The sequence below is a fragment of the Streptomyces sp. NPDC050548 genome (genome assembly GCF_044457385.1).
Lineage (GTDB): Bacteria > Actinomycetota > Actinomycetes > Streptomycetales > Streptomycetaceae > Streptomyces.
Genome location: NZ_JBITGV010000007.1, coordinates 33433 through 59216 on the forward strand (window position 1 = coordinate 33433; position 25784 = coordinate 59216).

At 72.0% G+C, this 25784-nt stretch carries 24 protein-coding genes; 16 read left to right on the forward strand and 8 right to left on the reverse strand.

The window, feature by feature from the left end:
- The first annotated feature begins 151 nt into the window (after nucleotides 1-151).
- Both ACIBJH_RS20450 and ACIBJH_RS20455 read left to right on the forward strand, forming a co-directional pair.
- Nucleotides 152-997, forward strand: coding sequence for a J domain-containing protein (locus tag ACIBJH_RS20450; RefSeq protein ID WP_399118606.1), 846 nt, complete (start codon nucleotides 152-154; stop codon nucleotides 995-997).
- A gap of 14 nt (nucleotides 998-1011) precedes the next feature.
- Complete coding sequence (locus tag ACIBJH_RS20455; RefSeq protein ID WP_399118608.1) at nucleotides 1012-1341, forward strand: rhodanese-like domain-containing protein; 330 nt, start codon at nucleotides 1012-1014, stop codon at nucleotides 1339-1341.
- A 78-nt stretch (nucleotides 1342-1419) separates the two neighbouring features.
- On the opposite strand, the gene ACIBJH_RS20460 is transcribed toward ACIBJH_RS20455, so the two are convergent.
- Entirely contained in the window at nucleotides 1420-2553 is a 1134-nt protein-coding gene (locus ACIBJH_RS20460) for an acyl-CoA dehydrogenase family protein (protein WP_399118233.1), read from the reverse strand.
- A 194-nt stretch (nucleotides 2554-2747) separates the two neighbouring features.
- On the opposite strand from ACIBJH_RS20460, the gene ACIBJH_RS20465 reads away from it, so the two are divergent.
- From ACIBJH_RS20465 to ACIBJH_RS20475, 3 genes are read left to right on the forward strand one after another with little or no spacing between them, the layout of a single operon-like run.
- Nucleotides 2748-3524 (forward strand): DUF5819 family protein, encoded by a 777-nt coding sequence (locus ACIBJH_RS20465; protein WP_399118234.1) that lies wholly within the window; start codon nucleotides 2748-2750, stop codon nucleotides 3522-3524.
- Nucleotides 3521-4729: an HTTM domain-containing protein gene (locus ACIBJH_RS20470; RefSeq protein ID WP_399118235.1), complete on the forward strand. Its 1209-nt coding sequence runs from the start codon at nucleotides 3521-3523 to the stop codon at nucleotides 4727-4729. The genes ACIBJH_RS20465 and ACIBJH_RS20470 overlap by 4 nt, the downstream gene beginning before the upstream one ends.
- Nucleotides 4726-5472 (forward strand): TrmH family RNA methyltransferase, encoded by a 747-nt coding sequence (locus tag ACIBJH_RS20475; RefSeq protein WP_399118236.1) that lies wholly within the window; start codon nucleotides 4726-4728, stop codon nucleotides 5470-5472. The genes ACIBJH_RS20470 and ACIBJH_RS20475 overlap by 4 nt, the downstream gene beginning before the upstream one ends.
- Nucleotides 5473-5543: 71 nt before the next feature.
- On the opposite strand, the gene paaN is transcribed toward ACIBJH_RS20475, so the two are convergent.
- Nucleotides 5544-7235, reverse strand: a complete 1692-nt coding sequence (gene paaN, locus ACIBJH_RS20480; protein ID WP_399118237.1) for a phenylacetic acid degradation protein PaaN — start codon at nucleotides 7233-7235, stop codon at nucleotides 5544-5546.
- A gap of 172 nt (nucleotides 7236-7407) precedes the next feature.
- On the opposite strand from paaN, the gene ACIBJH_RS20485 reads away from it, so the two are divergent.
- Together ACIBJH_RS20485 and ACIBJH_RS20490 are read left to right on the forward strand one after the other, a co-directional pair.
- Nucleotides 7408-8922, forward strand: a complete 1515-nt coding sequence (locus ACIBJH_RS20485; protein WP_399118238.1) for a 3-hydroxyacyl-CoA dehydrogenase — start codon at nucleotides 7408-7410, stop codon at nucleotides 8920-8922.
- Entirely contained in the window at nucleotides 8919-9509 is a 591-nt protein-coding gene (locus ACIBJH_RS20490; protein WP_399118239.1) for a TetR/AcrR family transcriptional regulator, read from the forward strand. Before ACIBJH_RS20485 ends, ACIBJH_RS20490 begins: the two co-directional genes overlap by 4 nt.
- Before the next feature lie 18 nt (nucleotides 9510-9527).
- Here ACIBJH_RS20490 and ACIBJH_RS20495 read toward each other — a convergent pair whose 3' ends face one another.
- Complete coding sequence (locus tag ACIBJH_RS20495; protein ID WP_374192817.1) at nucleotides 9528-10028, reverse strand: Lrp/AsnC family transcriptional regulator; 501 nt, start codon at nucleotides 10026-10028, stop codon at nucleotides 9528-9530.
- A 174-nt stretch (nucleotides 10029-10202) separates the two neighbouring features.
- Between ACIBJH_RS20495 and pdhA the strand changes: the two genes are divergently transcribed.
- The 7 genes from pdhA to ACIBJH_RS20530 are packed head-to-tail and all read left to right on the forward strand — an operon-like array spanning nucleotide 10203 to nucleotide 18314.
- Entirely contained in the window at nucleotides 10203-11339 is a 1137-nt protein-coding gene (gene pdhA / locus ACIBJH_RS20500; RefSeq protein ID WP_399118240.1) for a pyruvate dehydrogenase (acetyl-transferring) E1 component subunit alpha, read from the forward strand.
- Nucleotides 11336-12340 (forward strand): alpha-ketoacid dehydrogenase subunit beta, encoded by a 1005-nt coding sequence (locus tag ACIBJH_RS20505; protein WP_399118241.1) that lies wholly within the window; start codon nucleotides 11336-11338, stop codon nucleotides 12338-12340. Before pdhA ends, ACIBJH_RS20505 begins: the two co-directional genes overlap by 4 nt.
- Nucleotides 12340-13704: a dihydrolipoamide acetyltransferase family protein gene (locus tag ACIBJH_RS20510; RefSeq protein ID WP_399118242.1), complete on the forward strand. Its 1365-nt coding sequence runs from the start codon at nucleotides 12340-12342 to the stop codon at nucleotides 13702-13704. Before ACIBJH_RS20505 ends, ACIBJH_RS20510 begins: the two co-directional genes overlap by 1 nt.
- A 54-nt stretch (nucleotides 13705-13758) precedes the next feature.
- Entirely contained in the window at nucleotides 13759-14814 is a 1056-nt protein-coding gene (locus tag ACIBJH_RS20515; protein WP_399118243.1) for an NTP transferase domain-containing protein, read from the forward strand.
- On the forward strand, nucleotides 14811-16196 hold the full coding sequence (locus ACIBJH_RS20520) for a molybdopterin molybdotransferase MoeA (protein ID WP_399118244.1): 1386 nt from the start codon (nucleotides 14811-14813) through the stop codon (nucleotides 16194-16196). Before ACIBJH_RS20515 ends, ACIBJH_RS20520 begins: the two co-directional genes overlap by 4 nt.
- Entirely contained in the window at nucleotides 16193-17287 is a 1095-nt protein-coding gene (locus ACIBJH_RS20525) for a potassium channel family protein (protein ID WP_399118245.1), read from the forward strand. Before ACIBJH_RS20520 ends, ACIBJH_RS20525 begins: the two co-directional genes overlap by 4 nt.
- A 46-nt stretch (nucleotides 17288-17333) precedes the next feature.
- Nucleotides 17334-18314 carry an NAD(P)H-quinone oxidoreductase gene (locus tag ACIBJH_RS20530; protein ID WP_399118246.1) on the forward strand — a complete coding sequence of 327 codons (981 nt, stop codon included), beginning with the start codon at nucleotides 17334-17336 and terminating at the stop codon, nucleotides 18312-18314.
- A 12-nt stretch (nucleotides 18315-18326) separates the two neighbouring features.
- On the opposite strand, the gene ACIBJH_RS20535 is transcribed toward ACIBJH_RS20530, so the two are convergent.
- Nucleotides 18327-18923 carry a hypothetical protein gene (locus ACIBJH_RS20535; protein ID WP_399118247.1) on the reverse strand — a complete coding sequence of 199 codons (597 nt, stop codon included), beginning with the start codon at nucleotides 18921-18923 and terminating at the stop codon, nucleotides 18327-18329.
- 116 nt (nucleotides 18924-19039) lie between these two features.
- Between ACIBJH_RS20535 and ACIBJH_RS20540 the strand changes: the two genes are divergently transcribed.
- Nucleotides 19040-19579, forward strand: coding sequence for a bacterial proteasome activator family protein (locus ACIBJH_RS20540; RefSeq protein WP_019073519.1), 540 nt, complete (start codon nucleotides 19040-19042; stop codon nucleotides 19577-19579).
- A gap of 78 nt (nucleotides 19580-19657) precedes the next feature.
- Here the strand turns inward: ACIBJH_RS20540 and ACIBJH_RS20545 are convergent, their stop codons facing one another.
- On the reverse strand, nucleotides 19658-21298 hold the full coding sequence (locus ACIBJH_RS20545) for a protein kinase (protein ID WP_399118248.1): 1641 nt from the start codon (nucleotides 21296-21298) through the stop codon (nucleotides 19658-19660).
- A gap of 375 nt (nucleotides 21299-21673) precedes the next feature.
- On the opposite strand from ACIBJH_RS20545, the gene ACIBJH_RS20550 reads away from it, so the two are divergent.
- Nucleotides 21674-23203 carry a protein kinase gene (locus tag ACIBJH_RS20550; RefSeq protein ID WP_399118609.1) on the forward strand — a complete coding sequence of 510 codons (1530 nt, stop codon included), beginning with the start codon at nucleotides 21674-21676 and terminating at the stop codon, nucleotides 23201-23203.
- Between the two features lie 85 nt (nucleotides 23204-23288).
- Here the strand turns inward: ACIBJH_RS20550 and ACIBJH_RS20555 are convergent, their stop codons facing one another.
- The 3 genes from ACIBJH_RS20555 to ACIBJH_RS20565 all read right to left on the reverse strand — a co-directional run bounded on the left by ACIBJH_RS20555 (nucleotide 23289) and on the right by ACIBJH_RS20565 (nucleotide 25520).
- Entirely contained in the window at nucleotides 23289-24293 is a 1005-nt protein-coding gene (locus tag ACIBJH_RS20555; RefSeq protein WP_399118610.1) for a phosphotransferase, read from the reverse strand.
- 113 nt (nucleotides 24294-24406) lie between these two features.
- Nucleotides 24407-24808: a pyridoxamine 5'-phosphate oxidase family protein gene (locus tag ACIBJH_RS20560; RefSeq protein WP_399118249.1), complete on the reverse strand. Its 402-nt coding sequence runs from the start codon at nucleotides 24806-24808 to the stop codon at nucleotides 24407-24409.
- A 49-nt stretch (nucleotides 24809-24857) separates the two neighbouring features.
- Nucleotides 24858-25520: a response regulator gene (locus tag ACIBJH_RS20565; protein WP_399118250.1), complete on the reverse strand. Its 663-nt coding sequence runs from the start codon at nucleotides 25518-25520 to the stop codon at nucleotides 24858-24860.
- Between the last annotated feature and the right edge of the window lie 264 nt (nucleotides 25521-25784).

Genomic DNA, 25784 nt, shown 5'->3' on the forward strand with positions numbered 1-25784 from the left:
CCCTGTGCACGGTGCGGCCGGCGCCGACCCGGCGAACGGCGTGGCCGGCACCGGCCCTGCGGACGATACGACCGGCACCGGCCCGGCGGATGAGGCGTCCGGTACCGACCCTGGGCACGGCGCGGTCGGCACCGGCCCCGCGGACGACACGATCGGCACCGGCCCGGTGGACGCTGCTGCGCCCCGCCCCGAGGAGCGGCTGGAGCGGGCCGTGCGGGCCGCCGAGCAGGCGTTGATCGAGTACGAGATCGCCGTGGACACCTTCCGCATCGAGGTCGAGAACTTCTCCCGGCTGCACCACCAGAAACTCGGCCCGATGTACTCCCGGCTCGACGAGCTGGACGCGCAGATCGCCGAGGCCCTGGCCGCACGCACCGGCAACCCTGAGGACATCCGCAAGGCGGACGAGGCGCGGGCCCGGGTGATGCCGATGCCCGCGGTCGAGGAGCTGTTCCACGGCTGGATGGACGGCAGCGGCCTGTTCCCGGAGGCCGAGGCGATGCTCACGGACCAGCCGGTCCGGCCCCCGCAGCGGGTGCGCCCCAGTGAGGAGGCCCGCAAGCTCTACCGCGAGTTGGCCCGCAAGGCCCACCCCGATCTGGCGCAGGACGACGACGAGCGCAAGCGGCGTGAGGAGTTCATCACCCGGGTCAACGCCGCCTACAGCCGCGGCGACGCCCCGCTGCTGCGCGAACTGGCCGAGGAGTGGGCCGCGGGACCCGCCCCGGCGGAGCGCGGCCCGAGCCCCAGCGAGGAGCTCTACGCCCGCCTCGAATGGCTCGCCCAGCGCAAGGAACTGCTCACCCTCGTCGCCCGGGAACTGGAGGAGGGCGCCATCGGCTCCATGCTCCGGATCGCCCCGGACGACCCGGACCGTCTCCTCGACGAGATCGCCGAGCAGTTGCTCGCTCAGGTCGCCGAGCGGGAGGCGGAGCTGGCGAACCTGCTCTCGCAGCCGCACGCGTCGGAAGGCCCTTCGGGTAGCGTCGGGGCATGAGTTTCGGAGCTGGTGTGCCCACGGTCGAGGTCGGCGACCTCAAGGACGGCGACTTCCTGCTGGACGTCCGCGAGGACGACGAGTGGCAGGCGGGTCACGCCACGGGGGCGCTGCACATCCCCCTCAGTGAATTCGTGGCCCGGTACGGCGAGTTGACCGAGGCGGCGCCGCAGGACGGCAGGGTCCATGTGATCTGCCGCTCCGGCGGGCGCTCCGCCCAGGTCACGAACTATCTGACCCAGCAGGGCATCGGCGCCGTGAACGTCGACGGCGGCATGCAGGTCTGGGCCGCCGCGGGCCGCCCGGTCGTCACGGACGAGGGCGAACCGGGCTTCGTTCTCTAGGACTAGGACTAGGACTAGGACTAGGACTAGGACTAGGACTTCGGGGCTTCAGGGCACCCAAGCCGACTCCAGCCGCCCCTAGGCGAGCGGATGGGCCGCCAGCAGATCCCCCAGTGCCTCCTCGTGTGCCGCCGCCGGGCCGAGCGACAGCTCCAGGTGCTTGGCCCAGGCGTGGTACCGGTGCAGGGGGTACTCGGTGTCGGCGCCGAACCCTCCGTGCAGATGCTGCGCGGTCTGCACGACCCGTCGTACTCCCTCCGCCGCCCAGATCTTGGCCACCGCCAGGTCCGCGGCGGCGGGCAGTGCGCCCGGTGCGCCCGAGGCGATGCGCCACGCGGCCTGCCACAGCGTGGCCTCCATCGCGCGCAGGTCGATGTACCGGTCGGCGGCCTGCACGGCGACGGCCTGGAAGGTCGCGACCGGGAACCCGAACTGCTCGCGCTTGCCGGTGTACTCGGCGGTCATGCGCAGGACGGCGGTGCCGAGCCCGAGGGCCAGCGCGCAGGTGCCGGCGGTCAGCAGGTCGCGCAGCCACTCCCAGGCGCCGTCGGCGTCGATGACGTCGACCACCGCGATCGGCACGGACTCCAGGCGCAGTTCGGCGAGCCGCTCGCCGGTGGTGGAGATCTGCTCGGCGAGTACGACGCCGTCCCGGTCCGGGGCCACCAGCGCGAGCACGCTCCGGTCGGCGTCCGTGTGCGCCGGTACGACGACCAGGTCCGCGTTGTACGCCCACGGCACCGCCGTCTGCACCCCGTCCAGCAGCCACCGGTCGCCGTCCCGCCGTGCCGTCACGGCCAGCTCGGCCGGGTCGTGACCGGTCCGCCCGTGCGCGGCGACGGTCAGCACGAGGTCACCGCGGGCCGCCCGCGCGAGCAGGCCGGCCCTCAGCTCCTTGCTGCCGAAGCCCTGTACGGCCGCCGCGGCGGCGCTGCTCTCCAGGAGCGGCACCCTGGCCAGCACCTTCGCGGACTCCCGCAGCAGCAGACAGAGGGCGATGGCGTCCAGGCCCGCGCCGCCGTACTCCTCGTCGAGCAGCAGGCTCAGCAGGTCGGCCTCGGCGAGCCTGGTCCACAGCGCCCGGTCGAAGTCCTCGGCGACGGCGCCCGTGGTGTCCGCCGGACTGGGCACGGAGTCCGGCACGACGTCGGCGAACACCCCCGCCGCCGCCTCGGCCGCCGCCTGCTGCTCCTCGCTGAAGGTGAAGTCCACGGTTCCCGTCCTTCCGCAAGACCTGATCTGACGGAGCGTCAAGATAGAACACGTTCTAGAAGAAGGGAACGGGTCGGCCGGTCGTCCCACGGACAACATGCCAACGTGCACGGCCTGTGAGGATCGGGACTGTGCCCGGAGCGCGGGGCTGAGTACCGTTCCGTCCGACGGACCGGAATCGGAGACGGGGCGGAATGGACGCGAACGACGGAGGCTCGAACGCCCCCGAGGGGGAGGAGACGCCGGTCGCCTCCCCCTCGGGGCCGCACGTGCCCGCGCAGCAGCCCGCACCCCCGCCTCCGCCTCCGCCCGCACCGGACCCGCCCGTAGGAGTCGCCGCGCTGTCCCTGCGCTACCAGGTGGGCGCCGCGCTGGCGGTCGCGGTCGTCGCGGTCGCCGCCCTGGTCCATCTCGGGATGGTGTTCCTGCACGTCGCGCCCTCGAACACGGTGACGAAGCAGCACGGCAAGGCGATCGACGAATGGATCTACCCGGAGTTCGAGCAGAACTGGAAGCTGTTCGCGCCGAACCCCTTGCAGCAGAACATCCAGGTCCAGGTGCGTGCCGACATCCGCACCGCGGCCGGTGCGACCCGTACGACCGGCTGGTACGACCTCTCGGCCGAGGACGGCGCGGCCATCGACGGCAATCTGCTGCCGAGCCACACCGAGCAGAACGAGCTGCGCCGGGCCTGGGACTTCCTGACCGCCACGCACGACGCCGGCAACAAAGCGATCGGCGTGCGCGGCACGCTCGCCGAGACGTATCTGCGGCGCATCGTCGTGCTGCGCCTGGGCCGGGACGACGCGGCCGGAGCGGGCGGCACCGTCCGGCGCGTCCAGGTCCGCTCCGTCACCACCAACGTGCCCCCGCCCGAGTGGAGTGACGAGCAGGTGTCGACCACGCCCCAGTACCGCACGCTGCCCTGGTGGACGGTTCCGGCGGACGAGGGCGCGGGAGGTGTCCGGTGAGCGGTTTCGCCCCGTCGGTCTCCCGCGGCATCGCCCGCGTCACGGAGTCGGCCCTCGGCCCGTACCAGAGCGCCGTGATCCGCATCGGCTTCGCCGCGACCTGGCTGCTGTTCCTGCTGCGCGAACTGCCCCACCGCCAGGAGCTCTACGGCCCCGAGGGCCCCTGGAGCTGGGACCTCGCCCGCCAACTGATCGCGGACAACGGCGCGTTCACGGCCCTGATGTGGTCGGACGGACAGTTCTGGTTCGAGACGGTGTACGCCCTCGCCGTACTGGCGAGCGTCCTGCTCCTGCTGGGCTGGCGCACCCGCACGACATCGGTGCTCTTCATGGTCGGTGTCCTCTCGCTGCAGAACCGCAGCGTCTTCATGGGCGACGGCGGCGACAACGTCCTGCACCTGATGTCCCTCTACCTGGTGTTCACCCGTTGCGGCCAGGTCTGGTCCCTCGACGCCCGCCGGGCCGCACGCGCGCGTGGGGGGCGGATTACCGATCGGCTGGGGCCTGTCCTGTGGGTGGCCCTCGGGGCGGTGCTCGTCGCGGTGACCTCGGCGGGCCGGTTCGACAGCGACTGGTTCGTGCCCGCGCTCCTGTGGTGCGTCTGGCTGGCGCAGGCCCTGTGGTGGGCCGTCGGGCGCTACGCGAAGTCGTACGAGCCCCGGGTGCTGCTGGACGTCGTCGCGAACGTGATCCACAACGGCGCCCTGCTCGTCATCGCGACCGAGGCCTGTCTGATCTACGCCACGGCCGGCTGGTACAAGATCCAGGGCTCCCGCTGGCAGGACGGCACCGCCGTCTACTACCCGCTCCACCTCGACTACTTCTCCCCCTGGCCCGGCCTCGCCGACGTGCTGTCCTCCAGCGGCACGATGGTGATGCTCGTGACCTACGGGACGGTGATCGTGCAGGTCGCCTTCCCGTTCACCCTCTTCAACCGGCGGGTCAAGAACGTCCTGCTGGCCCTGATGATGACCGAGCACGCGGTGATCGCCGTGCTCCTGGGGCTGCCGTTCTTCTCCCTGGCGATGATCGCGACGGACGCGGTCTTCCTGCCGACGTCGTTCCTGCGCCGGCTCGGCGGCTGGGCGGCACGCGCGCGTGGACGCTGGTTCACGCGGCGCGGCCCTGCGGTGCCGGACGCGGATCCGGGGGAGCCGCGGGCCCCGGAGAACCCCGAGCACAGCCACGTAGGCTTCACCGCATGACCCACCCCGCAGCGGCCGACTGGCACCGGCTCGCCGACACCTCCGTGCTGCTCGACGGCTTCCACGCCCTCAAGCACGCGCTGCGCTTCGGCGCCGAGGTCCCGCTGGCGGTCACCACGGACCGACAGGCGGCGCTCGCCCTCGCCGACGACCTGGCCCCCGACGTACGGGACACCCTGGACGCCCTGCTGACGGAGGTCCCGGAGCCCACGTACCGCTCCTTCGTACCGCGCCCCCACCCGACAGCGGTGGCCGCGCTGGCGGTACGCCCCGCGCGCGAGGCCAACCTCCGGACGCTGGGGCACACACCCCGCAGCGCGCCGGTGATCGTCCTCGACAACCCGCGCAACCTGGGCAACGCGGGTGCCGTGATCCGGCTCGCCGCCGGTTTCGGAGCGACCGGCGTGGTCACCACCGGCACGCTCGACCCCTGGCACCCCACGGTCGTACGCGCCGGAGCGGGCCTGCACTACGCGACCGCCGTGGAACGCTTGACGGTGGCCGAACTGCCGCCGGGCCCGGTGTTCGCCCTCGACCCGGAGGGCGACGACATCCGGGGCATGAAGCTCCCGGACGACGCCGTCCTGGCCTTCGGTTCGGAACGCAGCGGCCTCTCGGCCGAACTACGCACCCGCACCGACCACTTGGTGTCCCTACCGATGCGCCCCCAGGTCTCCAGCTACAACCTGGCGACAAGCGTGGCGATGACCTTGTACCACTGGTCGACCACAGCGCCCCTTTAGGGGCGCGGGGAACTGCGCGACCAGCCACAACGGACCTTTGGCCGCACAACAACCGCACCCCCCCCGAGCTCTTAGGCGTCCCGACGAACCTCGACAACCCGGAACCGGTTCGCGACAAACGCCCCGTCACACAGCGCAGCGTTCGCCGCCGGGTTGCCACCAGACCCATGGAAGTCCGAGAACGCGGCAGTCTGATTGACGAACACCCCACCGGTCAGATTCAACGACAACTGGGCGGCCTCCTCAAGGCAGACCTCCTCAACCGCATCCTCGACCCCGGCGTCAGTCGTGTACGCCCCGACCGTCATCGCCCCCTTCTCCCGCACCGTCCGCCGCAGCAGCTCCACCGCGTCGGACGCCGAGTCGACCGCGACGGCGAAGGAGACCGGCCCGAAGCACTCGCTCATGTAGGCGGCCTCGTCGTCCGGCTTGGCCCCGTCAAGCTTCACGATCACCGGCGTGCGGACGACCGCGTCCGGGAACTCCGGGTTCGTGATCTCCCGTGAGGCGAGGGCGACTTCACCCAGTCCGGCGGCAGCCTCCACGCGGGCCTTCACGTCCGGGTTGACGATCGCGCCGAGCAGCCCGTTCGCGCGGGCGTCGTCGCCCAGGAGACCGTCCACCGCGCGGGCGAGATCGGCGACGACCTCGTCGTAGGACTTGGGGCCCTGGTCGGTGGTGATGCCGTCGCGGGGGATCAGCAGGTTCTGCGGGGTGGTGCACATCTGGCCGCTGTACAGGGACAGCGAGAACGCGAGGTTGGACAGCATGCCCTTGTAGTCGTCGGTCGACTCGACGACGACCGTGTTGACGCCGGCCTTCTCCGTGTAGACCTGCGCCTGGCGGGCGTTGGTCTCCAGCCAGTCGCCGAAACCGGTCGACCCGGTGTAGTCGATGATCCGGATCTCGGGGCGGGTGGCGAGCGTCTTGGCGATGCCCTCGCCGGGGCGCTCGGCGGCGAGTGCCACCAGGTTCGGGTCGAAGCCGGCCTCGGTGAGGACTTCGCGGGCGATCCGGACGGTGAGCGCGAGCGGCAGTACCGCGCGCGGGTGGGGCTTCACCAGGACCGCGTTGCCGGTGGCGAGGGAGGCGAAGAGGCCCGGATAGCCGTTCCACGTCGGGAAGGTGTTGCAGCCGATGACCAGGGCGGTGCCGCGCGGGACCGGCGTGAACTCCTTGTTCATGACGAGCGGGTCGCGCTTGCCCTGGGGCTTGGTCCACTCGGCGACTGCGGGCGTGCGGACCTGCTCCGCGTACGCGTACGCCACCGCTTCGAGGCCGCGGTCCTGGGCGTGCGGGCCGCCCGCCTGGAACGCCATCATGAACGCCTGGCCGCTGGTGTGCATGACCGCGTGGGCGAACTCGTGGGTCCGGTCGCTGATCCGCTTGAGGATCTCGATGGAGACCACGGCCCGCGTCTCCGCGCCCGCGTCCCGCCAGGCCCGCTGTCCGGCGCGCATGGCGGGCAGCAGGACGTCGAGGTCGGCGTGCGGGTACGTCACGCCCAACTCGACGCCGTACGGCGACACTTCGCCGCCCACCCAGTCGTCGGTGCCGGGCTGGCCGAGGTCGAGGCGGGTGCCCAGGAGGGCGTCGAAGGCGGCCTTGCCCGCCGCCGCGTCCAGGCTGCCGTGCTCGCCGTAGGCCTTGGGGTGTTCGGGGTGGGGGGACCAGTACGCGCGCGTGCGGATCGCTTCGAGCGCCTGGTCGAGTGTCGGCCGGTGCCGGGCGATCAGCTCGTGCGCGGTCGGTTCGGCGGCCATGCGGGACCAACTCCTCTTCTCAAGAACTCGTCTGCGAGCTCATGACCTGGGCAGGAACAGGGCAAGGATCAGGGGCGGAAACAGGCGGTCAGAGTTAGAGTAACCGAACGATCGGTCGGGACAAGGGGGTCCGCCGCATCTGTGGAAAACCCTGTGCGGGAGGATCGCGGACATGACAGCACTGGACCTCAGCAGCCCCGTGGCCGTCGTCGGCACCGGCACCATGGGCCAGGGCATCGCCCAGGTCGCGCTGACCGCGGGTCACGTCGTACGGCTGTACGACACCGTTCCGGGGCGGGCCCGGGACGCGACCGCCGCGATCCATGCCCGGCTCGACCGCCTCGTCGAGAAGGACCGGTTCACCGCCGCCGACCGGGACGCCGCACACGCCCGGCTGCTGCCCGCCGAGACCCTCGCCGAGCTGGCGGACTGCACCCTGGTCGTCGAGGCCGTGCTGGAGCGGCTGGACGTCAAACAGCAGCTGATGCGCGACCTGGAGGACATCGTCGGCGAGGACTGTCTGCTCGCCACCAACACCTCGTCCTTGTCGGTGACGGCCATCGGCGCCGCCCTGCGCAACCCCGGCCGCTTCGTGGGCCTGCACTTCTTCAACCCGGCGCCCCTGATGCCGCTCGTCGAGGTCGTCTCCGGGTTCGCCACCGACGTCACGTCGGCCACGCGCGCGTACGAGATGTCCCGCGCCTGGGGCAAGACCCCGGTCGCCTGCGCGGACACCCCCGGCTTCATCGTCAACCGCATCGCCCGGCCCTTCTACGCCGAGGCCTTCGCCGCCTACGAGGCGCAGGCCGCCGACCCGGCCACCATCGACGCCATCCTGCGCGAGTCCGGCGGCTTCAAGATGGGCGCCTTCGAACTGACCGACCTCATCGGCCAGGACGTCAACGAGTCCGTCACGCACTCCGTGTGGCAGTCCTTCTTCCAGGACGTCCGCTTCACGCCCTCGCTCGCCCAGCGCCGCCTGGTCGAGTCCGGCCGCCTCGGCCGCAAGACCGGGCACGGCTGGTACGACCACGGGGACGACGCCGAGCAGCCCGAGCCGCACACCGCGGAACCGGCCCAGGCGCCCGCCTACGTCGTCGTCGAGGGCGACATGGGCCCCGCCGCCGACCTGATCGCGCTGATCCGCGAGGCGGGCATCGTCGTCCGCGAGGAGGAAGAGGACCACGGCACCCGCATGGTGCTGCCCGGCGGCGGACAGCTGGCGCTCGCCGACGGACAGACCTCCGTCGAGTTCCGTGACGTCGTCTACTTCGACCTCGCCCTCGACTACCGCAGGGCCGGCCGCATCGCCCTGTCCTCCTCCCAGGACACCGCCTCAGGGACCCTCTCCGAGGCGATCGGCCTCTTCCAGGCGCTCGGCAAGGACGTCAGCCTCATCGGGGACGCCCCCGGGATGATCGTCGCCCGCACGGTCGCCCGGATCGTCGACCTGGCGCACGACGCCGTCGCCAAGGGCGTCGCCACCGAGGAGGACATCGACACCGCGATGCGCCTTGGTGTCAACTACCCCCTGGGTCCGTTCGAATGGAGCCGCAGGCTCGGCCGCAGCTGGGCCTACGACCTCCTGGACGACCTGCACCTGCGTGATCCGTCGGGACGGTACGCGCCGTCCCTGGCGCTCTACCGCCACGCGTACGCCACCGAGAAGCGGGAGGGCACCCCATGACCACCGCCAAGCGCGACACATACACCCCCGAGAGCCTGCTCTCCGTCGCCGTCCAGGTCTTCATCGAGCGCGGCTACGACGGCACCTCCATGGAGCACCTCGCCAAGGCGGCCGGCATCTCCAAGTCGTCGATCTACCACCACGTCACCGGCAAGGAGGAGCTGCTGCGCCGGGCCGTGAGCCGCGCCCTGGACGGTCTCTTCGGGATCCTCGACGAGGAGCACGCGCGCGTGGGGCGTGCCGTCGACCGGCTGGAGTACGTCGTACGGCGGATGGTCGAGGTGCTGACCTCCGAACTGCCGTACGTGACGCTGCTGCTGCGGGTGCGCGGGAACACCGACACGGAACGGTGGGCGCTGGAGCGGCGGCGGGAGTTCGACCACCAGGTGGCCGACCTGCTGAAGGCCGCGGCGGCAGACGGCGATCTCCGCGGCGACGTGGAGGTACGGCTCGCGACCCGGCTCGTCTTCGGGATGATCAACTCCATCGTGGAGTGGTACCGGCCCGACGGACGGGGCATGGGCGAGCGCGAAGTGGCCGACGCGGTGGCCCAGTTGGTGTTCTCCGGGCTGCGCGCCCCGCACTGAGCCGGGGACGGGCCGGGGTCAGCCCTCGGGCTCCAGGTCCTCCTCCTCGAACACCAGCAGGGTGCGGGTGCTGAGCACCTCGGGGATCGCCTGGAGCCGGTTGAGGACCAGGTCGCGCAACGCCCGGTTGTCCAGGGTGTGCACCAGCAGCAGGACGTCGAAGTCGCCGCCCACCTGAGCGATGTGCGAGGCGCCCGGGAGGAGCCTCAGCTGCTCGCGGACCGTGCGCCAGGAGTTCTGCACGATCTTCAGGGTGATGTACGCCGACGTGCCCTGACCCGCCCGCTCGTGGTCGACCCGGGCGCCGAAGCCGCGGATGACGCCGTCCTCGATGAGCCGGTTGATCCGCGCGTAGGCGTTGGCGCGCGAGACGTGCACCCGCTCGGCGACGGACCGTATCGACGCGCGGCCGTCCGCCTGGAGCATCTGGAGGATGTCCTGATCGATGGCGTCGAGCGGACGCGGGGGCGGCAGCTCACGTCCCGCCTCCGGGCCGTCGGCCATTTGTTCAGGTGCCATGTCCCCCCGCCTCCCTACCATGGACGTACTGCGTTCATTTCAGGTTGTGGAGAACCGTTTGTCCACAGCCTGGAGCCGCGTGTAGCCAAAATGTGCCGACGACCGAACAATCGGTAGGGAGGCGCCGCACGTCCGAGGCGTCTCTCCGAGCCACTCCCCCGAGGAGGTGCCGTCATGACGGTCATGGAGCAGCGGGGCGCGTACCGGCCCACACCGCCGCCCGCCTGGCAGCCGCGCACGGACCCCGCGCCGCTGCTGCCCGACGCGGTGCCGTACCGCGTGCTCGGCACCGAGGCCGCCGCGCAGGCCGACCCCGGGCTGCTGCGCCGCCTGTACGCCCAGCTGGTGTCCGGCCGCCGGTACAACGCGCAGGCCACCGCCCTCACCAAGCAGGGCCGACTCGCCGTGTACCCCTCCACCACCGGCCAGGAGGCCTGCGAGGTCGCCGCCGCGCTGGTCCTCCAGGAGCAGGACTGGCTCTTCCCGAGCTACCGCGACACCCTCGCCGCCGTCGCCCGCGGCCTCGACCCCGTACAGGCCCTCACCCTGCTGCGCGGCGACTGGCACACCGGCTACGACCCGCGCGAGCACCGCATCGCCCCCCTCTCCACCCCGCTCGCCACCCAACTCCCGCACGCCGTCGGCCTCGCGCACGCCGCCCGCCTCAAGGGTGACGACGTGGTCGCGCTCGCCATGGTCGGCGACGGCGGCACCAGCGAGGGCGACTTCCACGAGGCACTGAACTTCGCCGCCGTCTGGCAGGCCCCGGTCGTCTTCCTGGTCCAGAACAACGGCTTCGCGATCTCCGTCCCCCTCGCCAAGCAGACCGCCGCCCCCTCCCTGGCCCACAAGGCCGTCGGCTACGGCATGCCCGGCCGCCTGGTCGACGGCAACGACGCGGTCGCCGTGCACCAGGTCCTCAGCGAAGCCGTACGGCACGCGCGCGAGGGCGGCGGTCCCACGCTCGTCGAGGCGATCACGTACCGCATCGAGGCCCACACCAACGCCGACGACGCGACCCGCTACCGCGGCGAGACCGAGGTTGAGGCCTGGCGCGCGCACGACCCGATCGCCCTCCTGGAGCACGAACTCACCGAGCGCGGCCTCATCGACGAGGCCGGCATCCAGGCCGCCCGCGACGCCGCCGAGGCCATGGCGGCCGAGCTGCGCGCGCACATGAACCAGGACCCGGTGCTCGACCCCATGGACCTGTTCGCCGACGTGTACGCCGAACCCACCCCCCAACTGCGCGAACAGCGCGACCAGTTGGCGGCGGAGCTGGCGGCCGAGCGGGAGGGGACGCACTCATGACCACCGTCGCCCTCAAACCGGCCACCATGGCGCAGGCCCTCACGCGCGCGCTCCGCGACGCGATGGCCGCCGACCCCACCGTGCACGTCATGGGCGAGGACGTCGGCACCCTCGGCGGCGTCTTCCGCGTCACCGACGGCCTCGCCAAGGAGTTCGGCGAGGACCGCTGCACGGACACCCCCCTCGCCGAGGCGGGCATCCTCGGCACGGCCGTCGGCATGGCGATGTACGGCCTGCGCCCGGTCGTGGAGATGCAGTTCGACGCGTTCGCCTACCCGGCCTTCGAGCAGCTGATCAGCCACGTCTCCCGCATGCGCAACCGCACCCGCGGCGCCATGCCCCTCCCGATCACCGTCCGCGTCCCCTACGGCGGCGGCATCGGCGGAGTCGAGCACCACAGCGACTCCTCCGAGGCCTACTACATGGCGACCCCGGGCCTCCATGTCGTCACCCCCGCCACGGTCGCCGACGCCTACGGCCTGCTGCGCGCCGCCATCGCCTCCGACGACCCGGTCGTCTTCCTGGAGCCCAAGCGCCTGTACTGGTCGAAGGACACCTGGAACCCCGACGAGCCCTCGCCCGTTGAACCGATCGGACGCGCCGTGGTCCGCCGCCCGGGCAGCAGCGCGACACTCATCACGTACGGCCCGTCCCTGCCCGTCTGCCTCGAAGCTGCCGAGGCGGCCCGCGCCGAGGGCTGGGACCTCGAAGTCGTCGATCTGCGCTCCCTGGTCCCCTTCGACGACGAGACGGTCTGCGCGTCGGTACGGCGCACCGGCCGCGCCCTGGTCGTGCACGAGTCGGGCGGCTACGGCGGCCCGGGCGGCGAGATCGCGGCCCGCGTCACGGAGCGCTGCTTCCACCACCTGGAGGCACCGGTGCTGCGCGTCGCCGGGTTCGACATCCCGTATCCGCCACCGATGCTGGAGCGGCACCACCTGCCCGGCGTCGACCGGATCCTGGACGCCGTGGGACGCCTGCAGTGGGAGGCGGAGAACTGATGGCACAGGTACTGGAGTTCAAGCTCCCCGACCTCGGCGAGGGCCTCACCGAGGCGGAGATCGTGCGCTGGCTGGTCCAGGTCGGCGACGTCGTCGCCATCGACCAGCCGGTCGTCGAGGTCGAGACGGCCAAGGCGATGGTCGAGGTCCCCTGCCCCTACGGCGGCGTCGTCACGGCCCGCTACGGCGAGGAGGGCACCGAACTTCCGGTAGGCGCCCCGCTGTTGACGGTCGCGGTGGGCGCACCGGCCGCCGACACCGACGCGGAGACCGAGGGCTCGGGGAACGTGTTGGTGGGCTACGGCACGGGGGCGCCTCCCGCGCGGCGGCGCAGGGTACGGCGGATGGCCGCGGACGTCGTGACCTCGGTGGCGGACGCGCCCGCACCCGCGCCCGCACCCGCCCCCGCCGCCGGGAACGGCGGTCGCGGTGACGGTCCCGTACCTGTGATCTCCCCGCTCGTACGACGGCTCGCGCGCGAGAACGGCCTGGAACTGCGGGAGTTGACGGGTTCCGGACGGGACGGGCTGATCCTGCGGGCGGACGTCGAGAAGGCGCTCCGCGCGGCGGCGGCCCAGGAGGCGATGGCACAGGAAGCGACACTTCTCCCACCGGCGACGCTCCCCACCGCCCCGGCCGCGCTCCCCACCGCAACGACCACCGCCACGACCGACGGAGTCACCCGCACCCCCCTCCGCGGCATCCGAGGAGCCGTGGCCGACAAGCTCTCCCGCAGTCGCCGCGAGATCCCGGACGCGACCTGCTGGGTGGACGCCGACGCGACGGAGCTGATGCGCACCCGCGCGGCCATGAACGCCGCAGCCGGGCCGAAGATTTCCGTACTGGCCCTCCTCGCCCGGATCTGCACGGCCGCGCTGGCCCGGTTCCCCGAGCTGAACTCCAGCGTGGACATGGAGGCGAGGGAGGTCGTCCGGTTCGACCGGGTGCACCTCGGGTTCGCCGCGCAGACCGAGCGCGGACTCGTCGTACCCGTCGTACGGGACGCGGGGGCGCGAAACGCGGAGGCGTTGAGCGCGGAGTTCGCCCGGCTCACCGAGGCGGCCCGGAGCGGGACGCTGACCCCCGGGGACCTCACCGGCGGGACCTTCACGCTGAACAACTACGGGGTCTTCGGCGTCGACGGCTCCACGCCGATCATCAACCACCCCGAGGCGGCGATGCTCGGGGTCGGCCGGATCGTCCCCAAACCGTGGGTGCACGAGGGCGAGTTGGCGGTGCGCCAGGTCGTGCAGCTCTCGCTCACCTTCGACCACCGGGTCTGCGACGGGGGTACGGCGGGCGGTTTCCTGCGGTATGTGGCGGACTGTGTGGAACAGCCGGCGGTGCTGCTGCGCAACCTGTGATCACGGCGGCCCGCACAAGTTCCCTGCGATCAGGGCGGCCCGCATACTCGGGGGGTGACCGCGTACGAGCCCCCCGACTCCGCGCCCGGCGACGCGTACGACGCCGTCGTGCTCGCCGGTGGCGCCGCCCGGCGGCTCGGCGGTGCCGACAAACCCGGGCTGCGCGTGGGCGGCCGGGCCCTGCTCGACCGCGTGCTCATCGCCTGCGCCGACGCCCGGACCACCGTCGTAGTCGCCGCCCCCCGGTCCACCCCCCGGCCGGTGCGCTGGGCGCGCGAGGATCCGCCCGGCGCGGGCCCGGTCGCCGCGCTCGACGCCGGTCTGCGCCACACCACGGCCGACACCGTCCTGGTCCTCTCCGCCGACCTGCCGTTCCTCGAACCGGCCACCGTACGGCGGCTGTTGACCGCCCTGCGGACCGGCGGCACCGAAGGCGTGCTGCTCACCGACGCCGACGGACGCGATCAGCCCCTCGTGGCCGCGTACCGCGCGCCGGCGCTCCGCCGCGAGCTGACCAGGCTCACGGATGAGCACGGCGGCCTCACCGGGCTGCCCCTTCGCCGGCTCACCGCCGCGCTCGATCTCACCCGCGTCCCCGACCCCGTCGCGTCCTTCGACTGCGACACCTGGGACGACCTCGCCATCGCCAGGGCACGCATCAGGGAGCATGGGCACGTGTTGGATGAATGGATTTCCGCAGTCAAGGACGAACTGGGCATCGACCTGGACGTCGACACCGGCATCCTGCTCGACCTCGCCCGCGACGCCGCCCACGGAGTGGCCAGGCCCGCCGCCCCGCTGACCACCTTCCTGGTCGGCTACGCGGCGGCACAGGGCAAGGGCGGACCCGAGGCCGTCGCCGAGGCGGCCCGCAAGGCCGCCACGCTCGCGCTGCGCTGGGCGGACGAGGACACCGCCGGGTCCGGGACCGGGACCGGTACCGGGTCCGACGCCAAGCCGGACACCCCGTCCGCCGCCACATCCGAGGCAACCCCCGGGACGAAGCCCGCCCCCGGCCCCGACGCACCGCAGGATCCCGCGCCCGAGCCGAACCCCGACGCCTCGTCCGCCCCCGCCCCCTCCGCCCCCGGCCCGGACGCCGTCGGATGACCGCGCGCGGCACGCACACGCACGCCGGCGAGCATGCCCAGGACGTCGAGGACCTCGACGTCGAGGAGGTACTCGCCCTCGTGAACGAAGCCGGCACCGGCGGGCAGGCCGAGCCCCCGCCCCCACCGCAGGGCACACCTCAAGTCCCCGGCGCACCCCGCACGTCGGAGACCCGTCAGCACAAGGCCACCCCGTGGCCCGAGGCCCGGGCCGTCGCCGCGCGCGCCGCACGGTCCGGCGGCCACCGCGCCCCCGTCTCCGTGCCCCTCGACTCCGCCCTCGGCCTGGTCCTGGCCGCGCCCCTCGCCGCCCTGAGCGACCTGCCCTCGTTCGACACCTCCGCGATGGACGGCTGGGCGGTCGCCGGACCCGGCCCCTGGGCCGTACGCGAGGACGGGGTGCTCGCCGGGCACGCGGAGTCGGAGCCGCTCGGCGACGGCGAGGCCGTGCGGATCGCGACCGGCGCCCGGGTCCCCGCCGACACCACCGCCGTCATCCGCAGCGAACACGGCCGCACCGACGACAAGGGCCGCCTCCACGCGGCCCGGGAGGTCGGCCACGGTCAGGACATCCGCCCGCGCGGCCAGGAGTGCCGCAGCGGCGACCACCTGCTGCCCGGCGGCACCATGGTGACCCCGGCGGTGCTCGGTCTGGCCGCGGCCGCCGGCTACGACACGCTCACCGCCGTACCCCGCCCCCGGGTCGAAGTCCTCATCCTGGGCGACGAGTTGCTCACCGAGGGGCTGCCCCACGACGGGCTCATCCGGGACGCGCTCGGCCCGATGCTGCCGTCCTGGCTGCGCGCGCTCGGCGCCGAGGTCACCGCGGTCCGTCGGCTGCGCGACGACGAGAAGGCGCTGCACAAGGCGATCACGGCCAGCACCGCCGACCTCATCATCACCACCGGCGGCACCGCCTCCGGCCCGGTCGACCACGTCCACCCCACCCTGCGCCGCCTGGGCGCCGAACTCCTCGTGGACGGCGTCAAGGTGCGCCCCGGCCACCCCATGCTGCTGGCCCGCATCAAGGACGACCAGCACCTCGTGGGCCTGCCCGGCAACCCGCTCGCCGCCATCTCCGGCCTGCTCACCCTCGCCGAACCGCTGCTGCGGACCCTGTCGGCACACCCCGCCCCGGAGCCGTATGAGCTGCCCCTCCAGGAGGCGGTGCATGGGCACCCGTACGACACCCGGCTCATCCCCGCCGTCCTGCGCGGGGACAGTGCCGTCCCGCTGCACTACAACGGCCCGGCGATGCTGCGCGGTATCGCGGCGGCCGACGCGCTCGCGGTCGTACCGCCGGGTGGGGCGCGGCAGGGGCAGCGGACGGAGCTGATCGATCTGCCCTGGGCGGTTGCCGGAATCGGGGTGTGTTTCACGTGAAACAGTCGGGCCATGACGCGATCGCCCGCCAGGCGGACGAACATCTCGTGACCCATCGGGTGAAACTCCCGAAGAAAGTGGTCGAGCACCCCTTCCAGCAGGTGGCCAAACGACTGTCCATCGCCCTGTGCCTGCTGATCGCGACCGCGCTGATCGTCTATGCCGACCACGACGGCTACAACGACAACTCGGACGGCTCGGTCGACTTACTCGACGCCTTCTACTACGCCACAGTCACCCTCTCGACCACCGGCTACGGCGACATCACCCCGGTCAGCGACAGCGCCCGGCTCACCAACATCCTCGTCGTCACACCCCTGCGCGTGCTGTTCCTGATCGTCCTGGTCGGCACCACCCTGGAAGTCCTCACCGAACGCACCCGGGAGGAATGGCGTCTGAAGCGCTGGAGGTCCGCGTTGCGGGATCACACCGTCGTCGTCGGCTTCGGGACGAAGGGGCGGTCGGCGATTCAGACCGTGTGCGCGACGGGGCTCAAGATGGAACAGGTCGTCGTGGTCGACCCCAGTGCGAAGGCGATCGAGGCCGCGAGCAGTGACGGGTACGTCGGGGTCGTCGGGGACGCCACCCGCAGTGAGGTCCTGGAGCGCGCCGAGGTGCACAAGGCGCGGCAGATCATCATCGCGACCCAGCGCGACGACACGGCCGTGCTGGTGACCCTCACCGCTCGGCAGCTCAACCGCGGCGCGAAGATCGTGGCCGCCGTGCGCGAGGAGGAGAACGCGCCGCTGCTCAAGCAGTCCGGCGCCGACGCCGTCATCACCAGCGCCAGCGCGGCCGGCCGGCTGCTCGGTCTGTCCGTGCTCAGCCCCGCCGCCGGCATGGTCATGGAGGACCTCATCCAGCAGGGCAGCGGGCTCGACATGACCGAGCGGCCCGTCATAAAGGCCGAGGTGGGCAAGGCGCCCCGCGAGACGGACGACCTGGTGGTGAGCGTCGTACGCGGGCACCGGGTGCTCGGCTACGACGACCCGTCGATCGGGACGCTTCAGCTGACCGACCGGCTCATCACCATCGTGCGCGTCTCGCCCGGCTCGCAGGTCGCGCCGGACACCCGGCCGCTGCCGGAGTGATCGACCCTCAGGGTTCCGCCGTATGACGAGGAGTAGCGTCGGCCCCATGCATGCGATCACGATTTCCGAACCTGGTGGGCCCGAGGCGCTGGTGTGGGACGAGGTCCCCGATCCGGTGGCCGGCGAGGGCGAGGTCCTGGTCGAGGTGGTGGCCACCGCCGTCAACCGGGCCGACATCATGCAGCGCCAGGGTTTCTACGACCCGCCGCCCGGCGCTTCCCGCTACCCCGGCCTCGAATGCTCCGGCCGGATCACCGAGGTCGGACCCGGGGTCTCCGGCTGGTCGGTCGGCGACGAGGTGTGCGCGCTGCTCGCGGGCGGCGGTTACGCGCAGAAGGTCGCCGTACCGGCCGGGCAGCTGCTGCCGGTGCCGCGGGGCATCGACCTCAAGCAGGCCGCCGCGCTGCCCGAGGTGGTCTGCACGGTCTGGTCGAACGTCTTCATGGTCGCCCACCTCCGCCCCGCCGAGACCCTGCTCGTGCACGGCGGCTCCAGCGGTATCGGCACCATGGCGATCCAGCTCGGCAAGGCGGTCGGCGCCAAGGTCGCCGTCACGGCCGGCACCAAGGAGAAGCTGGACTACTGCGCCGAGCTGGGCGCGGATGTCCTCGTCAACTACCGCGAGCAGGACTTCGTCGCCGAGATCGCACGGGCCACGGGCGGTGCGGGCGCCGACGTCATCCTCGACAACATGGGTGCCAAGTACCTGGACCGCAATGTCCAGGCCCTCGCCGTCAACGGGCGGCTCGCGATCATCGGGCTGCAGGGCGGTATCAAGGCCGAACTCAACATCGCCGCCCTCCTCGGCAAGCGGGCCGCGATCAGCGCGACCTCGCTGCGGGCCCGCCCGCTCGGCGAGAAGGCGGCCATCGTCGCCGCCGTACGCGAGCATGTGTGGCCGCTGATCGAGTCCGGCCAGGTCCGTCCGGTCGTCGACCGTGAGCTGCCGATGAGCGAGGCGGCGGCAGCGCACCAGGTGGTCGAGGACAGCGGGCACATCGGCAAGGTGCTGCTCGTCGCGCCGTAGGCCGGAGAGGCTTCAGCCCCGCCGTACCCGGAGGCCGATGAAGGCCAGGCCCAGACCGAGCCCGATGAGGATCAGACCGCTGCCCAGCGGGAGGATCCGCAGCACGGGCTCGGCCGGGTCCTCGGCGTGGGTGACGGACTGGTGCACGGGCTGGAGCGGCGGCGTGGACGGCACGTCGGCCGCTTCTTGGGACGGCGACGCGGAGTCGGTGGGCGTCGGAACGGCCGACGTGCCGTTCTCGTCCGCCGTCGGCTCGGCCGTGTCCCCGTCGTCGCCTCCGTTCTCGTCCTCGGCCGCGCTCGGCTGAGCCGTCCGCCCCGGCCGTTCCCGCCCTTCGCCGGCCTGGCTTCCGGCCCGGGAGGGCTCGGGGCGGGCGGGGTGAGCGGGGGCCTGATCGTGGTGGTCGGGACCGGGAGCGGGCTTCAGGGCGGTCGCGGTGGCGGTGGCGGGGGCCGAGGGAGAAACGGGGGCATGGGCGGCGCCGGACGCGGGTGCGCCGCCGGCGCCCCCCGCTCCCGCGCCGTACGCCGGAACACCCCCGTACGGATTCACCACCGCGCCCGTGCCCAGCACAAGCAGCAGTCCCGTGGTGCGCAGCCATGGAGTCACGGGACAAGCGTCACATCGGGCGGGTTTCCCGGCATTCCGGGTTCGGGCAAACGGTGGATCACCTTACGAGGGGGGCACCACGGTGGTGAGGTGTAGGGGTGCGAGAGAATGGCGGCATGGAGATGCCGAGGAACGAAAGGTCACCGGAGAAGCCTCAGATCCTGGTCGTGGGCCAGGACGGGATGGCGCTCGGTGGCACCGGGGACGAGGACTCCCGAGAGATCCCGGTGACGGAGATGGTGGAACAGCCCGCCAAGGTCATGCGGATCGGCAGCATGATCAAGCAGCTCCTGGAGGAGGTGCGTGCCGCTCCTCTCGACGAGGCGAGCCGGGTGCGGCTCAAGGAGATCCACGCCAGCTCGGTGAAGGAGCTGGAGGACGGTCTCGCGCCGGAGCTGGTCGAGGAGCTGGAGCGGCTCTCGCTGCCCTTCACGGACACGGCGATCCCGAGCGACGCGGAACTCCGCATCGCGCAGGCGCAGTTGGTGGGCTGGCTGGAGGGACTCTTCCACGGGATCCAGACCACGCTGTTCGCCCAGCAGATGGCGGCGCGGGCGCAGCTGGAGCAGATGCGCCGGGCGCTGCCGCCGGGTGTCGGTGACGGCGGCGAGGAGGGCCAGCCGGGCGGCGGCCGGGTGGGCGGTCCGTACCTGTAGAGACCCGTACATGTAGACACCCGTTACATGTTCAAAGGGCCCGGCAGCGGTTGCTGCCGGGCCCTTCCGCGTCACGGGTCAGGACGGGTTGCCCGTCGAGACGTTCAGCTGGATCTGGGGCATCTTCTTGGGGTCCACGTCCGTGCCGGCCGCCGGGAACTGCTCCATCACGGTGCCCTGGCCGTAGGTGTTCTCGTCCTCGGGTTTGGTCTTCACCTTCCAGCCCGCGGCCTGGAGGCAGGACTTGACCGAGTCGATGTACTTGAACTGGAAGTCCGGGATCTGGATCTCGGTGGGGTCGTTGTACGACTCCTCCGGTTCCGTGCACGCGGTCGTCTCGATCGTCTTCGTCGTGTCGCCGTCGCGGTGGCCCTCAACGGCCGTCACAGAAGCGCTCTCACTGGAGCTGCTGCCGTAGCTGCCCGAGTCGTCCGAGCCGCTGTTGGCCGACGCCAGTCGCCCGATCAGCGCGACGATCACGATGAGAGCGACGATGACCGCGCAGATGATCACGGGCTTGTTGCTTCTGCCGCCGCCTCCCCCGGGGGTCGGCGTGGGGTGCTGCGGGTTCAGGTTGTACGGCGGCGGGGTGGAGATGCCCTGCTGCCCGAACCCGACCGAGGCCGGCGTCTGGTAGCCCGGCTGCTGCGGATAGCCGTAGGCGGGCGAGGGCGGCGTGGGCGCCGGAGTGCCGTGGTGGTACGGGCCCGGGTGGTACGGCGTCTGGACGGGGCCGGTGGGCGCCGGGGCCGCCTGGTCGACGGGCGGGAACACCGCGGAGCCGACGCCTGCGCCGCTCTGCGCGGGGGCGCCCGGCACGATGCTCGGGGCCGCCGCGTGCAGCGAGGACGCCACGCGCAGACACTCCTCGCGCATGGACTCGGCGTTCGGGAAGCGCTCGTTCGGGTTCTTCTTCAGCGCGCGGGCGACGAGCGCGTCCACGGCCGGCGGCAGCGAACGGTTGATCGAGGAGGGCGCGACCGGCTCCTCCTGGACATGCGCGTACGCGATGGCCAGCGGCGAGTCCGCGTCGAACGGGAGCCGCCCGGTGACCAGTTGGAACAGCATGATGCCGACCGAGTACAGGTCGCTGCGCGCGTCCACGCCGCGGCCGAGCGCCTGCTCCGGGGAGAGGTACTGCGGGGTGCCGACGACCATGCCGGTCTGTGTCATCGAGGTGACCCCGGACTGCATGGCGCGGGCGATGCCGAAGTCCATGACCTTCACGACGCCGCGCTTGGTCATCATCACGTTGCCCGGCTTGATGTCCCGGTGGACCAGGCCCATCTCGTGGCTGATGTCCAGCGCCGCCAGCACGTCCGCGGTGATCTTCAGCGCCTTGTCGGCGGGCATCGCGCCGAACTGCCGTACGTCCTCGTCGAGTACGGAGCCCAGCGGGCGGCCCTCGACGTACTCCATGACGATGTACGGCATCGTCGAGCCGTCGAGCGCGTCCTCGCCGGTGTCGAAGACGGAGACGATGTTGGTGTGCGTGAGCTTGGCCACGGCCTGGGCCTCGCGGCGGAAGCGCTCGCGGAAGGCCTGTTCACGGCCGAGCTCGGTGTGGAGTGTCTTGATCGCGACCTGGCGGTCGAGCACCGAGTCGTAGGCGAGGTGCACCGAGGCCATGCCGCCCTCGCCGAGCAGGTCGCGCAGCTGGTACCGGCCACCCGCCAGCGCGCGCCCCGTATACCGGCCGTGTGGGCCGTCCTGGCTCATGTTCCGTGTCCCCCATCGGCGCCGGCTCGGTGATCGAAGCTGCCATTCCCGGCCAAGTCTGCCGGAGGGCACTGACACGTCAAGCGCGGTGCCCGATCCGTGACCGTACGCGAAAGAAGAGTCGTGGAAGCGTTACAGGTGCTGTACCGGCGGTACACAGAATTTGCACGGCGGCCCGTGGTACCGATTTGATGGCCGGTCCGTCTCCGGACGATTCCGGCACTCATCCCGGAACGGCGGCTTGCGCCGAGCCTGTAGCGTGGCCGACGGAGACCGTGACAACACCGCGCGCACCGCGGGCAGAAACGACGGCGAGGACTGATGGCACAGCAGCACGCTCAGGGCCCGTCCGACCCCGAGGCGGCTGGCGGCGGAATGTCGGACGCACCGGAACTGTGGGGCAACGGCGGACTGGTCGGCGACGGCCGGTACCGGCTCACCCACAGACTGGGCCGGGGCGGTATGGCCGAGGTTTTCGCGGCCGAGGACGTCCGGCTCGGACGCACGGTCGCGGTCAAGCTGCTCCGTTCCGACCTGGCCGAGGACCCGACCTCCAAGGCCCGCTTCACGCGCGAGGCCCAGTCGGTGGCCGGGCTCAACCACCACGCGATCGTCGCCGTGTACGACTCCGGCGAGGACACGGTGTCCACGGGCGGTTACGGCGCGGGCGGCGCCCAGTCCGTGCCCTACATCGTCATGGAGATCGTCGAGGGGCGCACGATCCGCGACCTGCTCCTCAACGCCGAGGCGCCCGGACCCGAGCAGGCCCTGATCATCGTCTCCGGGGTCCTGGAGGCGCTCGCCTACTCCCACCAGCACGGCATCGTGCACCGCGACATCAAGCCCGCGAACGTGATCATCACGCACAACGGCGCGGTCAAGGTCATGGACTTCGGCATCGCGCGCGCCCTGCACGGGGCGTCCACGACGATGACGCAGACCGGCATGGTCATGGGCACCCCGCAGTACCTCTCCCCGGAGCAGGCCCTCGGCAAGGCCGTCGACCACCGCTCCGACCTGTACGCGACGGGCTGCCTCCTCTACGAACTCCTCGCGCTGCGGCCCCCGTTCACCGGCGAGACCCCGCTGTCGGTGGTCTACCAGCACGTCCAGGACATCCCGGTCCCGCCGTCCCAGACCTCGAACGGGGTCTGCCCGCCGGAACTCGACGGCCTCGTCATGCGCTCCCTCGCCAAGGACCCGGACGACCGTTTCCAGACGGCCGAGGAGATGCGCGGGCTGGTCCAGTACGGCCTGCAGATGCTCTACGACCAGGGCGGCCACACCGGCACCTGGAACACCGGCCCGGTGACCGTGGCGAACGGTCAGGGGACCCCGCCCGGGGGCTTCGCCGGCACGACCGTGATGCCCCAGGGCGACCCCTCCGGCACCGCGCAGATCCCGCAGCCGATCCTGCCGGGCGGTTACGGCAACGGCGACGACGGCGGCTTCGAGGGGCACGGCAACCACGGCAGCGGCCGGGGCAAGCTGTGGATCCTCGCCGTGCTCGCGGTGATCGCCATCGCGGCGGGCGTGGCGCTGGCCATGAACAACACCGGGAACGGCAGCGGCGGTTCGGGCACCACGCAGTCGCCCACGACCTCGCAGTCCGCGACCGACGACCAGTCCTCCGAGACACCGAGCGACGAGGCGTCGGCCACGCCCTCGGACACGGAGACGGACGACAGCGGCACGAGCTCCGGTTCGGGCTACACGCCGTCGCGCACACCCTCGTACACCCCGTCGGAGACGGCCTCCGAGGAGCCGTCGAACACCCCGACCCCGTCCGCCACGGAGCCGTCGGACACTCCGACCGCGAGCACCTCGCCGGATCCGACGGACACGGGCGACCCGGGTGCCGACGGCGGTACCGGCGCCGTCGCCGGAGCCCTGGGCGCCGGCTGACCTCCACGCACAACGACACGCGCGCGTGCACCCCGTAACAGGGGTCCACGCGCGCGTGCCGTTTTCCGTCGTCCTCCAGGAGGCTCTAGGGGGCGTACTCCGTGAAGGCCTCGCACACCGCGTCGTACTCCCGCGTCCACCACACGGCGAGCGCCGAGGCGGCCGGGAACTGGGGGTCCGCGCGGGTGTCGCCGCGTTCGTAGTGCCAGCGCAGCATCCAGAAGTCGTTGAGCCGTTCCCACCACACCCGGTGCACGGCGGCGGCGAGTTCGGAGGGGGTGGCCCGCGCGGCCCGCCGGTACGCGTGCGCGTACGCCCGCACCTTCGGCAGGTCGAGCGCCCCGTCGGGCCGTACGAAGAAGATCGCGGCGGCGCGTACGGCCTCCTCTGCGCGGGGCTGTACGCCGAGCCGGTCCCAGTCGACGATCGCGGCGGGGGCGTCGCCCTTGTAGAGCAGGTTGAACGGGTGGAAGTCCCCGTGCACCCAGCCCACGGAGCCCCCGCGCGGCGGGCGCCGGTCCGCGTGCCGCTCCAGCAGTTCGCGCCGCTCCAGCAGCCGGTGGCGGGCCAGTTCGTCGAAGGCGTCGGCGGGCCGGTGCCGGCGGACGTGCCCGAGCAGGTCGTCGATGAGGGCGAAGGTGTCGGCGGGGTCGGCCCCCGGCGCGCACTCCCCGCGCTGTCCCGGCATCACCCGCTCCAGGCTCGCGTGGACGATCCCGAGGAGCGCGCCGAGGCGTCCGCACTGGACGGGGGTGAGCTGGCCGCCGTGGCGGTGGCGGCCGTCGACCCAGGGGTGCAGGGCGTAGGCGTGACCGCCCACGACGGCGACCGTACGGCCGTCGCGGTCGGGCAGCGGCGGCGCGACGGGGACGCCGAGGTCGGCGAGGCGCCGGGTCGCGGCGTGCTGGCGGGCGATCGCCGCCGGGTCCGCGGTCTCGGGGTCGAAGTGGTGCTTGAGGAAGTAGCGGCCCCGGGTGGTGCGGAGCCGGTAGCCGCGGTTCAGGAGGCCCTGTTCGACGGGTTCGCAGGTGACGGCGGACCCGGCGGCGTACTGGCGGAGGAGGGCGCCCAGTGGGGGCGCGTGGGGCACGAGGGGTGGTACACGTAAGGGTGGCACGCGGCCGATGCTAGGGCACGGAACGCGCCCGTGAGCTGCGGTTTGTCACAGAAAGTCACCGCTCGGTCGTCGATGGTCGCTTTCGGTCACGGGGTGGGCCCGAAGCGCCGTTCCAGACCGCCGTCCACCGCGTGCACGGTGCCGAGCCGCGGTTCGATGCGCAGGTAGACCATCGCGTCCCGGGTCGGGCCGAAACGCTCGACCTGGTCGGCCGTCGGCTCGTGCGGCTCGCACCTGCCGATCACCTGCGCGGACCACAACTCCTCGCCCGGTCCGGCCGAGTCCAGGTTGTCGGCCCCGTAGGCGACGACGCTGCCCACGCACGCGTGGTGGTGGCCGTGGCTGAGGGGCATGCGCAGCAGCAGCCGGCCGTCCTGGACGATGTGCCCGGCGAGGGCCAGGAAGGGCAGCGCCCGCAGAGTGGTGGCCACCCTGCCGTGATCGGCGCGGGAGAGCAGCGCGACGGCCGGCTGTGCGTCCTCGGACATACGACCACTGTCGGCGTATCGGGCCTCCCGGGGGAGAGGTCTTTGGTCCCTAATGGCGCTGCCGCTCGGCCTGTCTGCGCGCCACATAGGCCGCCGCCTGCGAGCGCCGCTCCATACCGAGTTTGGAAAGCAGACTGGACACGTAGTTCTTGATGGTCTTCTCCGCGAGGTGCAGCCGCTCGCCGATCGCCCGGTTGGTGAGCCCCTCCCCGATCAGGTCGAGGATCCTGCGCTCCTGGTCGGTGAGCGCGTCGAACCTGTCGTCCGGCTCGGCGCCGCCGTTGCGCAGCCGCTCCAGGACCCGGGCGGTCGCCACCGGGTCCAGCAGCGACTTCCCGGCCGCGACGTCCCGTACGGCACTCAGCAGTTCGTTCCCCCGGATGGCCTTCAGGACGTACCCGGAGGCACCCGCCATGATCGCGTCGAACAGGGCCTCGTCGTCCGCGTAGGAGGTCAGCATCAGGCACTTCACCGACTCGTCCCGCGCGCGGATCTCCCGGCACACCTCGACCCCGCTGCCGTCCGGGAGCCGTACGTCCAGGATCGCGACATCGGGGCGCACGGCCGGGATCCGCACCAGTGCGTCGGCCGCCGTGCCGGCCTCGCCGACCACCTCGATGTCGTCCTCCACGGAGAGCAACTCATGGACACCTCTGCGTACCACTTCATGGTCATCGAGGAGAAAAACGCTGATTTTTCCGTCTTCGCGCACACGGCAAGTCTCACACGCGGCCTCTTCCCGTGCCCGAGGTGACCGGGATAACGTGCCGTTGTTCCGGCCCCCTGCAAGGCTGTGACCAGGAGTTGTTCCCGACTTTGCCGATTTACTTGGAAATCCAAGCAAAATCGCAGGTCAGGAGGGGTTTCACAGAATTGTGGAGCACTGGGTAACGTGCCTGTTGCAGGGCGCTCGCCGGGGCACCTGTCACGCCTGCTCCCGACGAACCGCACCCACCCTGTGCGTCCGTGGGGCGCA

What these genes read in the sequence shown, in the direction of transcription:
- ACIBJH_RS20465 (WP_399118234.1), top strand. Translation starts at nt 2,748, where the DNA reads ATGGACGCGAACGACGGAGGCTCGAACGCCCCCGAGGGGGAGGAGACG.
- ACIBJH_RS20475 (WP_399118236.1), top strand. Translation starts at nt 4,726, where the DNA reads ATGACCCACCCCGCAGCGGCCGACTGGCACCGGCTCGCCGACACCTCC.
- paaN (WP_399118237.1), bottom strand. Translation starts at nt 7,235, where the DNA reads ATGGCCGCCGAACCGACCGCGCACGAGCTGATCGCCCGGCACCGGCCG.
- ACIBJH_RS20485 (WP_399118238.1), top strand. Translation starts at nt 7,408, where the DNA reads ATGACAGCACTGGACCTCAGCAGCCCCGTGGCCGTCGTCGGCACCGGC.
- ACIBJH_RS20490 (WP_399118239.1), top strand. Translation starts at nt 8,919, where the DNA reads ATGACCACCGCCAAGCGCGACACATACACCCCCGAGAGCCTGCTCTCC.
- ACIBJH_RS20495 (WP_374192817.1), bottom strand. Translation starts at nt 10,028, where the DNA reads ATGGCACCTGAACAAATGGCCGACGGCCCGGAGGCGGGACGTGAGCTG.
- pdhA (WP_399118240.1), top strand. Translation starts at nt 10,203, where the DNA reads ATGACGGTCATGGAGCAGCGGGGCGCGTACCGGCCCACACCGCCGCCC.
- ACIBJH_RS20505 (WP_399118241.1), top strand. Translation starts at nt 11,336, where the DNA reads ATGACCACCGTCGCCCTCAAACCGGCCACCATGGCGCAGGCCCTCACG.
- ACIBJH_RS20510 (WP_399118242.1), top strand. Translation starts at nt 12,340, where the DNA reads ATGGCACAGGTACTGGAGTTCAAGCTCCCCGACCTCGGCGAGGGCCTC.
- ACIBJH_RS20520 (WP_399118244.1), top strand. Translation starts at nt 14,811, where the DNA reads ATGACCGCGCGCGGCACGCACACGCACGCCGGCGAGCATGCCCAGGAC.
- ACIBJH_RS20530 (WP_399118246.1), top strand. Translation starts at nt 17,334, where the DNA reads ATGCATGCGATCACGATTTCCGAACCTGGTGGGCCCGAGGCGCTGGTG.
- ACIBJH_RS20540 (WP_019073519.1), top strand. Translation starts at nt 19,040, where the DNA reads ATGGAGATGCCGAGGAACGAAAGGTCACCGGAGAAGCCTCAGATCCTG.
- ACIBJH_RS20545 (WP_399118248.1), bottom strand. Translation starts at nt 21,298, where the DNA reads ATGAGCCAGGACGGCCCACACGGCCGGTATACGGGGCGCGCGCTGGCG.
- ACIBJH_RS20550 (WP_399118609.1), top strand. Translation starts at nt 21,674, where the DNA reads ATGTCGGACGCACCGGAACTGTGGGGCAACGGCGGACTGGTCGGCGAC.
- ACIBJH_RS20560 (WP_399118249.1), bottom strand. Translation starts at nt 24,808, where the DNA reads ATGTCCGAGGACGCACAGCCGGCCGTCGCGCTGCTCTCCCGCGCCGAT.